Annotated in this window: 13 protein-coding genes; 11 read left to right on the top strand and 2 right to left on the bottom strand. The window is 65.5% G+C overall.

The window, feature by feature from the left end; translation table 11 throughout:
- The first annotated feature begins 34 nt into the window (after positions 1–34).
- Positions 35–985, top strand: a complete 951-nt coding sequence (feaR, locus tag PCLY_RS16795; RefSeq protein ID WP_061240768.1) for a transcriptional regulator FeaR — start codon at positions 35–37, stop codon at positions 983–985.
- Between the two features lie 11 nt (positions 986–996).
- Here feaR and PCLY_RS16790 read toward each other — a convergent pair whose 3' ends face one another.
- Together PCLY_RS16790 and PCLY_RS16785 are read right to left on the bottom strand one after the other, a co-directional pair.
- Positions 997–1473 carry a MarR family winged helix-turn-helix transcriptional regulator gene (locus PCLY_RS16790; RefSeq protein WP_061240767.1) on the bottom strand — a complete coding sequence of 159 codons (477 nt, stop codon included), beginning with the start codon at positions 1471–1473 and terminating at the stop codon, positions 997–999.
- A gap of 127 nt (positions 1474–1600) precedes the next feature.
- On the bottom strand, positions 1601–2926 hold the full coding sequence (locus PCLY_RS16785; protein WP_061240766.1) for an alginate export family protein: 1326 nt from the start codon (positions 2924–2926) through the stop codon (positions 1601–1603).
- Between the two features lie 322 nt (positions 2927–3248).
- Here PCLY_RS16785 and PCLY_RS16780 point away from each other — a divergent pair, with 322 nt between their 5' ends.
- The 10 genes from PCLY_RS16780 (at position 3249) to PCLY_RS16735 (ending at position 13195) form a co-directional block, all read left to right on the top strand.
- Positions 3249–4397, top strand: coding sequence for an amine dehydrogenase large subunit (locus PCLY_RS16780; protein WP_061240765.1), 1149 nt, complete (start codon positions 3249–3251; stop codon positions 4395–4397).
- Between the two features lie 12 nt (positions 4398–4409).
- Complete coding sequence (locus PCLY_RS16775) at positions 4410–4949, top strand: MauE/DoxX family redox-associated membrane protein (protein ID WP_061240764.1); 540 nt, start codon at positions 4410–4412, stop codon at positions 4947–4949.
- Between the two features lie 3 nt (positions 4950–4952).
- Positions 4953–5564, top strand: a complete 612-nt coding sequence (mauD, locus tag PCLY_RS16770) for a methylamine dehydrogenase accessory protein MauD (protein ID WP_061237225.1) — start codon at positions 4953–4955, stop codon at positions 5562–5564.
- A 16-nt stretch (positions 5565–5580) separates the two neighbouring features.
- A complete protein-coding gene (locus PCLY_RS16765) occupies positions 5581–6102 on the top strand; it encodes a methylamine dehydrogenase light chain (RefSeq protein WP_061240763.1) in 522 nt (173 codons plus the stop codon).
- A 16-nt stretch (positions 6103–6118) separates the two neighbouring features.
- Positions 6119–6646, top strand: a complete 528-nt coding sequence (locus PCLY_RS16760; protein WP_061240762.1) for a hypothetical protein — start codon at positions 6119–6121, stop codon at positions 6644–6646.
- A 69-nt stretch (positions 6647–6715) separates the two neighbouring features.
- Positions 6716–7486 carry a sulfite exporter TauE/SafE family protein gene (locus PCLY_RS16755; protein WP_061240761.1) on the top strand — a complete coding sequence of 257 codons (771 nt, stop codon included), beginning with the start codon at positions 6716–6718 and terminating at the stop codon, positions 7484–7486.
- A gap of 175 nt (positions 7487–7661) precedes the next feature.
- Entirely contained in the window at positions 7662–7904 is a 243-nt protein-coding gene (locus tag PCLY_RS16750; protein ID WP_061240760.1) for an exodeoxyribonuclease VII small subunit, read from the top strand.
- Positions 7901–8788, top strand: coding sequence for a polyprenyl synthetase family protein (locus tag PCLY_RS16745; RefSeq protein ID WP_061240759.1), 888 nt, complete (start codon positions 7901–7903; stop codon positions 8786–8788). The genes PCLY_RS16750 and PCLY_RS16745 overlap by 4 nt, the downstream gene beginning before the upstream one ends.
- Before the next feature lie 173 nt (positions 8789–8961).
- Entirely contained in the window at positions 8962–12234 is a 3273-nt protein-coding gene (locus PCLY_RS16740) for an acetyl-CoA carboxylase family protein (RefSeq protein WP_061240758.1), read from the top strand.
- A 10-nt stretch (positions 12235–12244) separates the two neighbouring features.
- A complete protein-coding gene (locus PCLY_RS16735) occupies positions 12245–13195 on the top strand; it encodes an alpha/beta fold hydrolase (RefSeq protein WP_061240757.1) in 951 nt (316 codons plus the stop codon).
- The last annotated feature ends 31 nt before the right edge of the window (positions 13196–13226 follow it).

Genomic DNA, 13226 nt, shown 5'->3' with positions numbered 1-13226 from the left:
CACCAAAACACCAAGAATAAAGCGAGGCTGCCCCATGAGCGTGCATACATCCCGTGATTTCGAACGCTGGAACCACAACGTTCACAGCGTTTGCGGACGTTTCGAAACCCGTCCGTCCTGGCATGACGCGTCTTTCATCGGCGAGATCGAGCGCATCGACCTGGGCGGCCTGGAGATTGCCGACATCAGCACCAACGCCATGGCCATCAATCGCCAGCGTGGCAACAGTGGCCGCGCCGATGATCGCTACTACTTCCTGGTAATGCAGCGCGAAGGAATGATGGCCATCGACCAGGGTGATCGCGAGTTCGTGCTCTACCCCGGCGACATGGCCCTGCTCGACTCGGCGCAAGCCTTCGAGATGAAGCCGCAGGGCCTGATCCGCCAGCTTTCCGTGCACCTGTGCCGGGACATGGTCGACCCGCTGCTGCCGGTGGCGGCGCGGCGCTTCGGCAAGCTGGAGAAGGAAAGCCCGACCGGGCACCTGCTGCAGGGCATCCTGCAGCAGATCGCCAACGGCGAGCTCGGCTCGGCGCCCCAGAACCACTACGGCTCTGCACTGCAGAACGCCTTGATCGCCCTGCTGCCCCCCGCCTTCCACGACGAACAGTTGCTCGAACCGGGCCGACCGCTGCGCCGTCTGGCGGAAAAGATCATCAGCGAGTCGCTGCCCAATGCGCCGACACCGACCGAGCTGGCAGCAAAACTGAACGTGTCGGTGCGCAAGCTGTACCGTCAGTTCGAGATCGACGGTGACAGTATCTGCCGCTATATCCAGCGCCAGCGTCTGGAGCGCAGCGCCAGGGAGCTGGCCGATACCGGCAACCAGGCGTTACCGATCACCACCATCGCCTACAAATGGGGCTTCACCGACTCGGCGCATTTCTCCCGCGTGTTCAAGCACTGCTACGGCATGTCACCGCGGGCTTACCGGGCCGCCGCCCTGAGCCGCCAACTGGCAGGCCAGGCGCACCTGCACGGCTGACTCGACGCGAGTCAGATCTCGGAAAGGTTGTCGAACATGGCAGCCAAGGTCTGATTGAGCTTGCGGATCTGCGCCTCGGTCATGCCCTTGAAACCAGCCTGGAACAGCTCGGCGGTGACTTCGTGCATGGAGAAATAGGCCTGACGGCCCTTTTCCGTGATGGAGACCTGGGTCACGCGACCGTCGACATCGCTCTGGCGGGTATCGACCAGACCATCGTCCTTCATCCGGTAGACGATCTTGGTGATGGTCGACAGCTTGGCCACGGCGAACTCGGAAATCTCCGAGATGCTGGCATCCTGGGTTTCGTAAAGGATGTTGAGAACACGCCAGCGAGGAATGTCGAGATCGACCTTCTTCAACAACCGCTCCATGCTCATCGAATAGCGAGCATGAACACGCACCAGCCAATAGAACGGGAACTCTTCCTTGTGGAACTCTTCGCTAATCGGGTTATAGCGATTGCGACGTTTCTTCGGCACCTTCATGGACTGACCGCTGCGAGGGGAACAAGCCGGGATAATAGATAATTCCAGTATTCGTTGCACCGTGACAGAGCGCCTCACGGGCCGTAGCGCCTCGCCAGAGGCTCTGGCGAGGCAGCTGTTTCAGGCGTCAGAAGTGGAAGGCAACGACCAACTGGCTGTACAGATTACGGTCGTTGTTGCCCAACTGGGCACCGCCCTCGTCTGCGCTTTTCTTCGGCTGATACAGGCCCACCACCGGCATCACCACCAGATTTTCGGTCAGCCCCAGCTCGGCATAGAGATTGAACTCGCGACCGGAGAAATCGCCCCGCTCACGATCGAGCGTATCGAAATCGAACCAAAGCGCACCGATGCTGAGATTCTCCAGTGGCGTGGCCCGCACCCCGACATGATGCACACGGCTGTTGGAGTTGAACGGGCCGGCGTAGTTACCCGCCACCTCGCCCTGGAACCAGGTGCCGAAGCCCCGGCTGAAGCCGTAGAACAGCGGGTCGAAGCCTTCCGAGAAACGGCTGTAGCGGTAGGTCAAGGTCGGCGACCAGGCGACATCGGCGAAGGTCCAGCCGGCCTCCAGGTACCAGGCGTTTTCGTCAGGCCCCTGGTCACGATCCTGCCGCGCGTACTCGCCGGACAGCGACAGGTTTTCCACGCCGGCATTACCCGCTGCACGCAGGCTGTAGGTCTCCATGCCCTTGCGCTGAAGCTGTGTGGGCGAAGCGTAGTTTTCGTCGACATCGCGGGTACGGATGTAGGTGAGGCCAACCGTACCGGCATCGGCCACGTGCTCCAGGGTTCCGACGTAGAGTTCGGTCTTGGCCTGCGCGCGGTTGTCTGACTTCAACCACATCAGGTCGCCGCGCCAGCCCTGCTGCCCGCCCAGACGCAGCACGGCGGTCTGGTCGAACGCCTTGCGCGCGGCCAGGTAGTAGGCACCGCCACGGTTGAACTCACCATCGGCCAGGCCCTTGCCGATGTTCAGCGCATCACCGTTGATCAGGAAGCCGTCGCCGACCATGACGTTCTGCCGGCCGAACGAGACATCCACGCCGTCCTCGCCGAGTGCCTCGAAGAGATTGCCCGAGCGCCAGCCGAGGTAGGCGTCCTCGATTTTCGTGGTGCGCTCGGAGCCATCGGAGAAGCCCGCCGCGTCACCGTCGCCCCAGGTCGCCGAGCTGAGCAGGGAGAAGGCGCCATAGCCACTGCCCATGCTGCCCAGCCCCTGATCCAGGCTCAGACCATATTTGACGTAGCCCTCTCGCCAGGACGAGCTGCCTTCCTGCAGGCGGCCACTGGCCGCGTAGTTCTCACCGCTGTGGAAAATGCCGAATGCGGCTTCGAGATTGCCCTGCAGGCGTGTGTCGTCATCGGCATAGAGTTCGACTGCAGCGGCCGGCAACGCGGTCCCGATCAGCAAGGCAAGAGTGGATAGATGAAACGTTGGCAATTTGCGCATAGCGATCCCCAGTGTCGTGAGTGGAGTTGGCGAGACTCGACGCTATGTCCAATGCCCCCGCGCGAACTTTCATCTGCCTGCCATTCATTTGCCGATGCCTGCCAGATCGCGCCATGGAGCGCCAGAGGGCTGGAGACTGGCAGGCAAATACAAGTTTCGTGCAGGCGCTTACAAGTCACCAGGCAGCGTTTTTAGGATCGTTGTGATGCCCATTCCCCATCACCTGCTCCCGGAGAAAGCCCGTATGTTCAGCACCCGCCTGGCCCGACCGCTACAACCTCCGAGGGCAATGCCTTGCATGCCCAAGAACAAGGAGAACTCCATGCGAACCCCCTGGATCATCCGGCAGACAGCCCTTGCGCTAGCTCTGTCCCTGGCTGGGCTCAGCGCCCACGCCGATCTACCCAATGACACCATCGGCCAGGAAACCCTGCCCTTCCCGCCATCGCCGCACCGTGCCTACATCATCGACGCCGAGTTCGAGAACCTGGTGACCGGCCGCATCACCGTGGTCGATCCCGAGAGCAAGCGCATGCTCGGCATGATCAGCACCGGTTTTGCCGCGCCGTCGACCCTGGGCCGTGACGGCAAGCACCTGTACACCGCCGACCTCTACTACTCGCGCGGCGTACGCGGTACCCGCACCGACGTGCTCACAGCCTGGAACACCAGCACCCTGTCGCCAGACTGGGAAGTGGTGATCCCGAGCAAGCGCGGGGTCATGCTGCCGGAGCCGCATGCCCTGGGCACCAGCGCGGACGACCGCTTCGTCTACATCTACAACTTCACCCCGTCCACCTCGGTCACGGTGGTCGACACGCAGGCCAAGAAGGTGGTCAGCGAGATCTCGATTCCCGGCTGCGTACTCAACTACCCGGTCGGCAAGCGCCGCTTCGCCTCGCTGTGCGGCGACGGCAATCTGCAGGTAGTGACCATCGACGACTCCGGCAAGGAGGTCGCCCGTAGCCACACTGCCTTCTTCGACCCCAACGCCGAGAAGCTGGTAGAGCGTGCCTACGCGGTAGGCGACACCTACTACTTCGTCAGCACCACCGGCACCGTTCGCGGCGTGGACTTCTCCGGCGACAAGCCGAAGATCATTCCCGCCTGGGAGCTGGTGACCGACGCCGCCGACAAGAAGGCTGGCTGGGCGCCGGGCGGCTGGCAGTCGATTGCCGTTGCGCCGAAGCTCAATCGCCTCTATGTGCTGATGCACGACGCACACGAATCGCTGAAGTGGGAAGACCCTAGCCCGGTGATCTGGGTCTTCGACCTCAAGACACACAAGCACATCGGTACCCTGGAAGCTCCCGCGCCGATCTGGAGCCTGCGCGCCACCACCGACGACAAGCCGCTGCTGCTCGGCGCCAACGTCATCGGCGGCCTGGAGGTCTTCGACCTGACCAGCGGCAAGCACAACGGTACCGTGGAAAAAATCGCCAAGACCGCGATTTACGTCCTCAGCCACTGACGAGGTGCCGTCATGCAACCTGATCCGATCTTCGTCATAGCCGCCGCCATCACGGTGGCGGTGATCCTGGCCAGCGCCGCGACCCACAAGTTGCGCGCGCCAGCCCGCTTCGCCAGTCAGCTGGAAAACTATCAGCTGCTGCCACAAGCGCTGGTGCGCCCCGTCGCCCGCATGCTGCCGTGGCTCGAAGCGGTATTGGCCTTCACCCTGCTGGTGCCGATGGCTCGCCATTTCGCCGCACTCGGCGCCGCCGCCCTGCTGGCCAGTTACGCGCTGGCCATCGCCATCAACCTGTGGCGCGGTCGTCGCGACATCGATTGCGGTTGCGCCGGGCCGCAGCAGGATCAGCCGATCCGTCCGCTGTTGCTGGCACGCAACGCCGTACTGGTAAGCCTGGCATTGGTCGCCAGTGTTGCCCCACAGAGCCGCGACCTGGGCCTGTTCGATGGCTTCGTCGCCATCGCCGCCAGTGCCGTGGCCCTGCTCATCTACGCCACCGCTGATGGCCTGCTGGCCAACAGCCCCCGTCTGCTCAAACTCATCGGAAGGTGAATCATGGAAGCTCTGATCGTTTCTAACATTCTGCTGTGGTGCCTGCTGATCGCTCTGGCCTTCGCCGTCATGGGCCTGGTACGCCAGATCGGCGTGCTGCATGGTCGCCTGGCGCCCGCCGGCGCGCTGATGGTCGACAAGGGCGTGGCCGTCAACGAGCCCGCCCCGCAAGTGACTGCCGTCGACCGCGTTGGTCGCCCGGTGAACTTCGGCTACGCCGGCGAGAAAGCGCAGTTGCTGTTCTTCCTCTCGCCCACCTGCCCGATCTGCAAGTCGCTGTTGCCGTCGATCAAATCCATCGCCAAGGAACAGGCCCATCGCCTCGACGTGATCTACGTCAGCGACGGTGACATGGACGCGCAAAAAGCGCTGATCGCCGAGCACAAGCTCGAAGACGCCACCTACGTGGTCGGCCCGGAAGTGGGCATGACCTACCAGATCGGCAAGCTGCCCTACGCCGCCCTGATCGATAACGCCGGCGTGCTGCGCGCCAAGGGCCTGGTCAACTCCCGCGAGCACCTCGACAGCCTGTTCGAGACCGAGCACCTGGGTAGCGCCACCCTCCAGCAGTACCTGCACAACAGCCAGCACGCCCACGGCGCGCACAACCACTGAGCCAGGGAGCCCTGACATGAAATTGCTAGATCGCTTGTTCGAACGCTCCACTCGCCACGTGGCCGACACCACCTCGCGGCGCAACTTCCTCGGTCGCCTCGGCTCGCTGATGGTCGCCGGCGCCGCCCTGCCCCTGCTGCTGCCCATCGACCGCACCAGCAAGGCCCTGGCCGCCGAAGCGCCCAAGGCCGGTGATCCGGGCGACCCCAATAGCTGCGACTACTGGCGCTACTGCTCCATCGACGGCTTCCTCTGCAGCTGCTGCGGCGGCTCCGTCACCTCTTGCCCACCGGGCACCGAGGTATCGCAGGTCAGCTGGATCGGCACCTGCCGCAACCCGGGCGATGGCAAGGACTACATCATTTCCTACAACGACTGCTGCGGTAAGCACAGTTGCACCCAGTGCGCCTGTACCCGCAACGACAGCGAGGAACCGCTGTATCGCCCCTTCAACAACAACGACATCAACTGGTGCCTGGCCGCCAAGTCGAACATCTACAACTGCACCATCGCCGTCATCCGCGGCGTCGCGATCTGAGAAAAAGGGGGCCAGCATGCGTAAGCTCATCATCGGACTGGCCTGCGCCATGGTCGCCCCCCTGGCCATGGCTCGGGCGATCCCCGATCCCAACCAGAAACACGCGCCGGGCAACGAGTCGCCACAAACGCCGATTGCCCAGGCCGGCTACAGCACACCGGTCAACTACCAGTTGCAGTGTGCCGGCTGTCACCTGGGCGATGGCACCGGCTCGAAGATCAACGACACGCCGAAGATGAAGGACTTCGTCGGCAACTTCCTCAAGGTCGAGGGCGGGCGCGAGTTCCTGGTGCGCGTACCCGGCATGTCGCAATCGGCGCTCAACAATGCGCAGCTGGCCGACCTGCTCAACTGGTTGCTGGACAAGAACGGCATGGCGGGTGCCAGCATGCCGGAGCACTACCAGCCCTACAGCGAGAACGAAGTCGCCCGTCTGCGCAAGGTGAGCATGCTCAACCTTCCTGACACCCGCGCACACCTGATCGAGCAGATGCGCGAGCAAGGCATCGTTATCGATGATGGTATGAGCGACAAAACCCCCTGAGCCATTGGTCGGGCTGGCTGCATGAGGCGCCAGCTCTTATGCTGCACTCTTTTAGTGCGAGCCTGCCCGATGACTCTGTCCGATCTGCTGCTGTTGGCCCTCGCCGGTTTCGCCGCCGGGGGCATGAACGCCCTGGCTGGCGGCGGCACCTTCTTCTCCTTCCCTGCCCTGCTCGCTGCCGGTCTGCCGCCGGTAACGGCCAATGCCACCAACGCCGTGGCACTGTGGCCGGCCAGCCTGGCTGGGGCCTGGGCCGCACGCGCTTCGCTGCGACCACTCGGCCGTTATCTGCTGCCCCTGTTGTTCGCTGGTCTGGCGGGCGGTTTGCTCGGTGGCCTGTTGCTGCTGGCTGGCGGCGACGACGTGTTCCGCGTGCTGATCCCCTGGCTATTGCTGGCCGCCACCGCCCTGTTCGCTGCCAGTCCCTGGCTGGGGCGCTGGCTCGCCGCACGGCGCAAGGAGGCCGAACACCCACCGCACACGCCGCTGTCGTTGGGCGCGCACATCGGTGTGTCGATCTATGGCGGCTACTTCGGCGCCGGCATGGGCATCCTGCAGCTCGCCGCGTTCTCCATCGAAGGTCACCCGCTGGCCCGCGCCAACGCCCTGAAGAATCTGATCTCGGCGGTGATCTACAGCATCGCCACGCTGACCTTCGTCATCGCCGGGCGGGTCAGCTGGTACGAGCTGGCCATCCTGCTCACTGGCGCCACGCTCGGCGGCTATGCCGGCGGCGCCCTGGGCGAGAAGCTGCCACCGGCGCTGCTGCGCAGCTTCGTGATCATCGTGGGTAGTTCGATGACGCTCTATTACTTCTGGAGTACCTACTTCTCTGCGTAATAAAGCGACTCCTTTGTAGGAGCGGCTTCAGCCGCGATGGCCGGTGGGTGCCTGGACAGAACGGAATGCCACCCAGCCGCTCCTGCAAGCGCCTATCGATCAGCCCGCTGATTTGCCCGTACGGCGCGGCTCTGCTAGTGTCGCGACCGTTCCAGAATCAGCGAGAATCCGCGCCATGGCCCGCAAGAAAGCCGCCCCCGACTTCGAACACTCCCTCGCCGAGTTGCAGACTCTGGTCGAACGCATGGAGAGCGGCGAGCTGTCGCTGGAGGACTCGCTGACCGCCTTTGAGCAAGGCATCGGCCTGACCCGTGAATGCCAGGCCGCCCTGGCCCAGGCCGAACAGAAGGTGCAGATCCTGCTGGAGCGCGACGGCGAGTTGCAGGCTGCGCCCTTCGAGACGGACGAATCGGCATGATCGCGGCGTACCAGAAACGCTGCCAGAGCCGCGTCGACGGCGCCCTGGAGGAGCTTTTTCAAGCGCCGCGCAGCGAACTCGAACGTCTCTACCAGGCCATGCGCTACAGCGTCATGAACGGCGGCAAGCGCGTGCGCCCGCTGCTGGTCTACGCCGCCTGCGAAGCACTTGAGGGCGATATCGAACGAGCCGACGGCGCCGCCTGCGCGGTGGAGCTGATCCATGCCTATTCGCTGGTGCATGACGACCTGCCGGCGATGGACGACGACGACCTGCGTCGCGGCCAGCCGACCACCCACAAAGCGTTCGACGAAGCCAGCGCCATCCTCGCCGGCGATGCCCTGCAAAGTCTGGCCTTCGGCGCGCTCGCCGATCGCCGGCGCAACCCGCAGGATGCCGAGACGCGCCTGCAGATGATCGAAATTCTGAGCCAGGCCGCAGGCCCTGCGGGCATGGTCGGCGGTCAGGCCATCGACCTCGGCTCGGTCGGCGTGCGACTCGACCAGCAAGCGCTGGAGATCATGCACCGGCACAAGACCGGCGCACTGATCGAGGCCAGCGTGGCACTCGGCGCCCTGGCCAGCGGCAACGCCGACGAACTGACGCACAAGGCCCTGCTGCAGTACGCCCGGGCCATCGGCCTGGCCTTTCAGGTGCAGGACGACATCCTCGACGTGGAAAGTGACACCGCGACCCTGGGCAAGACTCAGGGCAAGGACGAAGCCCACGACAAGCCCACCTACCCGGCCCTGCTCGGCCTCAGTGCGGCCAAGGACTATGCCCTGGAGCTGCGCGACCAGGCCCTGCACATGCTGCGCCCGTTCGGCAACAGCGCCGAACCGCTGCGCGAGCTGGCGCGCTATATCGTCGAGCGGCGCAGCTAGCAGCCTGTTGAACAACTACCTGCCAGGCCGCTCTTGTAGGAGCGGCTTCAGCCGCGCTAGCCGCCTGCCCATCATTGTCATCTATGACTGCATGATCGCCGTATAAGGCTTGCTTTACCCCGGCCACCAACCTCCTAAGATGGCTCCATAACGACAAGACGTCCGGAGCCGCCATGCCCTTCCCCGCCCTGCTGATCGCCAACCGTGGCGAGATCGCCATCCGCATCGCCCAGGCCTGCGCCGACCTCGGTATCCGTAGCGTTGCGGTGTACGCCGAGGATGACAGCGCCTGCCTGCACACGCGCAAGGCGGATCTGGCATTGCCGCTCGCAGGACGTGGCGTCGCAGCCTATCTGGACATGGATCAGCTGATCGCCATCGCCCGCGAACAGGGCTGCACGGCCATCCACCCCGGCTACGGTTTTCTCGCCGAGAACGCCGAGTTCGCTCGCCGCTGCCAGGCTGCCGGGCTGACCTTCGTCGGCCCTACGCCCGAGACGCTGCAACTGTTCGGCGACAAGGCCGCCGCCCGCGAACTCGCTCAGCGCTGCGACGTGGCGCTGGTGCCGGGTCTCAATCACGCCATCACGCGGGAACAGGCCGATGCCTTCTTACGCGAGCACGGCAGCGTGATGCTCAAGGCCCTGGCCGGCGGCGGCGGACGCGGCATGCGTGCGGTGGACGATCCGGCGCAACTGGCCGAGGCCTTCGCCCGCTGTACCTCCGAAGCCCAGGGCGCCTTCGGCAGTGGCGCGCTGTACGTGGAGAAGCGCGTGCGCCGCGCCCGGCATATCGAAGTGCAGGTGCTCGGCGACGGCAGCGGCGCGGTCAGCCACCTGTGGGAACGCGACTGCAGCCTGCAGCGCCGCCACCAGAAGCTGGTGGAAATCGCCCCCAGCCCCGATCTGGATGTGGCTACCCGTGATGCCATCATCGCCAGCGCCCTGCGCCTGGCCGCCGAGGTGCAGTATCGCGGCATCGGCACCTTCGAGTTCCTGCTCGACCTCGACCAACCAGGGCGCTTCTACTTCATGGAAGCCAACCCGCGTGTGCAGGTGGAGCACACCGTCACCGAACAGATCAGCGGCGTCGACCTGCTGCACACACAACTGCACCTGGCCGCAGGTCGAAGCCTGGCCGAGCTGAACCTGCTCACGCCGCCAGCACCCAATGGCTACGCCGTGCAAGTGCGCCTGAATCTGGAAACCTTGCTCGCCGACGGCAGCGCGCGCCCGGCCGCTGGCGTGCTAAGCGCCTACCAGCCGCCGTCCGGCCCTGGCCTGCGTGTGGATGGTTGTGGCTATGCCGGCTACGCCGTCAGCCCGGCCTACGACTCGCTGGTGGCCAAGCTGATCGCCAGCGCCAGCGACTACCCCGGCGCCCTGCGCCGTGCCTACCGGGGGCTGTGCGAATTTCGCCTCGAAGGCGTGGCGAGCAACCTGCATCTGCTGCAGAACCTGCTGCAATGCGAGGCGGTGATCGCCAACCGGGTCGACACCAGCTATGTCGAGCGCCACCTGAGCGATCTGCTGGCGGCGCGCGAACAGGCCCACCCGCACCGTTATTTCGCCGCTGACGCCGCGCTGCACAGCGCCAATGCCACTGTCGACGCCCCGCCTGGCACGCTGGCTCTGAGCGCCCCTTGCGCTGGCGTGCTGGTCAGCCTGGCGCTGGCCCAGGGTGATGCCGTGGCCGCCGGCCAGACCATCGCCGTGCTGGAGGCGATGAAGATGGAGTTCGAGGTCAAGGCCGAGCACAGCGGTATCGTCCACGCGCTGGCCGTGGCCCCCGGTGACACCATAGTCGAGGGCCAGGCGCTGGCGTTCCTGCAGCCGGCCGAGGTCGATGGCCTCGCCGAGCACGGCGAGCAGGCGCTCGACCTGGCGCATATCCGCGCCGACCTGGCCGAGGTGCTCGAACGCCACGCCCGCCTGACCGATGCGCGCCGCCCCGAAGCCGTTGCCAAGCGCCGCAAGACCGGCCAGCGCACCGTGCGGGAAAACCTGGCGGACTTGCTCGATGCAGACAGCTTTATCGAATACGGCGCCATGGCTCTGGCCGCCCAGCGCCGACGACGCTCGCCCGAGGAACTGCTGGAGCTGAGCCCGGCCGACGGCCTGGTCGCCGCTATCGGCACAGTGAACGCCGCGAGTTTCGGCAGTGAGGCCGCACGCTGCATGGCCATCGCCTACGACTACACGGTATTCGCCGGCACCCAGGGCGTGATGAACCACAAGAAGACCGACCGCATGCTGGCCCTGGCCGAGCAATGGCGCCTGCCGGTGGTGCTGTTCGCCGAGGGCGGCGGCGGCCGACCGGGCGATACCGACTTCGTCGGCGTAGCCGGGCTGGACTGCCACACCTTCGTCGCCATGGCCAAACTCTCCGGCCTGGTGCCGACGGTGGGCGTGGTGTCCGGTCGCTGCTTCGCCGGCAACGCCGCGCTGCTCGGCTGCTGCGACGTGATCATCGCCACTCGTAACGCGACTATCGGCATGGCCGGCCCGGCGATGATCGAAGGCGGCGGGCTCGGCAGTTTCACCCCCGAGCAGGTCGGCCCTGCCGACGTGCAAGGCCCCAACGGGGTGATCGACGTGCTGGTCGAGGACGAAGCCGCAGCGGTCGCCCTGGCCAAGCAGTACCTGGGGTATTTCCAGGGCCCGGTGAGCGACTGGCAGTGCAGCGATAGCCGCGAGTTGCGCCAGGTGATACCGGAAAACCGCCTGCGCGTGTACGACATCCGCAAGGTGATCGAACTGCTAGCCGATTACGGCAGCGTGCTGGAACTGCGCCGCCAGTTCGCCCCCGGCCTGATCACCGCGCTGATCCGCATCGAAGGCAAGCCGTTCGGCCTGATTGCCAACAACCCCGCGCACCTGGGCGGCGCCATCGATGCCGTGGCTGGCGACAAGGCCGCGCGCTTCCTGCAACTGTGCGAGGCGCATGACCTGCCCATCGTCTCGCTGTGCGACACCCCAGGTTTCATGGTCGGGCCGCAAGCCGAGCAGCAGGCCACGGTGCGCCACGTTTCGCGCCTGTTCGTCACCGCTGCCAGCCTTACGGTGCCGTTCTTCACCCTGGTGCTGCGCAAAGGTTACGGTCTCGGCGCCCAGGCCATGGCCGCCGGCAGCTTCCATTCGCCGCTGTTCACTGCCGCCTGGCCCAGCGGCGAATTCGGCGCCATGGGTCTGGAGGGTGCAGTGCGCCTGGGTTTTGCCAAGGAACTGGCAGCCCAGCCGGACGAGGCCGCACGCCAGGCGCTGTTCGACAAGCTGGTGGCCAAGGCCTACGACAACGGCAAGGCCCTGAACATGGCCAGCTATCTTGAGATCGACGCCGTGATCGACCCGGCCGACAGCCGCGCCTGGCTGCTGCGCGGTCTCAATGCGGCGCCGCGTCCGCCACGGCGCGACGGCAAGAAACGTCCATTCGTCGACACCTGGTAAGGACATCTCAATGCCTATCGATCACCGCCTGCTCGCCGTCAACGGCATCGAACTCAGCCTGTACAGCGCCGGCCCCGAGCACGGCAAGCCGGTGTGGTTGCTGCATGGTTTTCCCGAGTGCTGGTACGCCTGGCATCCGCAGATCGAGGCTCTGACCGCCGCCGGCTACCGCGTGCTGGCCCCGGAGATGCGCGGTTACGGCGCCAGCAGCGCGCCGGCTGATCCGGCGGCCTATGACCTGATCACCCTGTGCGGCGATATCCAGGCCGCCATGGACATGCTCGGCCAGCGCGAGGTGGCGGTGGTCGGCCATGACTGGGGCGCGCCGGTGGCCTGGCACCTGGCGCTGCTGGAACCGCAGCGGGTCAAGGCGCTCGGTGCGCTGTCGGTGCCCTTCGGCGGCCGGCCTAAGCGACCGGCCATCGACATGATGCGCGAAGCCTACGCCGGGCGTTTTCATTACATCCTCTACTTTCAGCAGCCGGGGCTGGCCGAGGCGGAACTGGACGAAGACATCGGCCGCAGCCTGCGCCTGCTGCTCGGCGGCCTCGGCGATGCCCTGCTGGCGACGGACAAGCCGGCCGATGCGCGGCTGTTCGATGACATGCCGGACGACCTGCCGCTGCCGCCCTGGTGCAGCGATGCGACCTTCGCCCACTACCTGCGCACCTTCGAGCACCACGGTTTTCGCGGCGCGCTGAACTGGTACCGCAATTTCGAGCGCAACTGGCAGCGCACTGAACCCCTGGCCGGGCTGCAGGTGGCGCAGCCGACGCTGTTCCTGCTTGGAGAGAACGATCCGGTCGGCCGCTTCGAGGCGCCGACACTCAAGCGCATGGCCGACCAGGTGCCGCGCCTGGAACGCCACGATCTACCCGGCGCCGGCCACTGGCTGCAGGCCGAATGCAGCGAGCGGGTCAGCGCCCTGCTGCTGGACTTCCTGCTCAGGCACTACCGTTGACGGCGAAATGGATAGCAGATTGGGCTGTTTT

Origin of the sequence: Ectopseudomonas composti, from assembly GCF_001567565.1 — a bacterium.
Lineage (GTDB): Bacteria > Pseudomonadota > Gammaproteobacteria > Pseudomonadales > Pseudomonadaceae > Aquipseudomonas > Aquipseudomonas composti_A.
The sequence above is the reverse complement of the archived record's forward strand: the minus strand, read 5'-3'. Positions and strand labels throughout refer to the sequence as shown.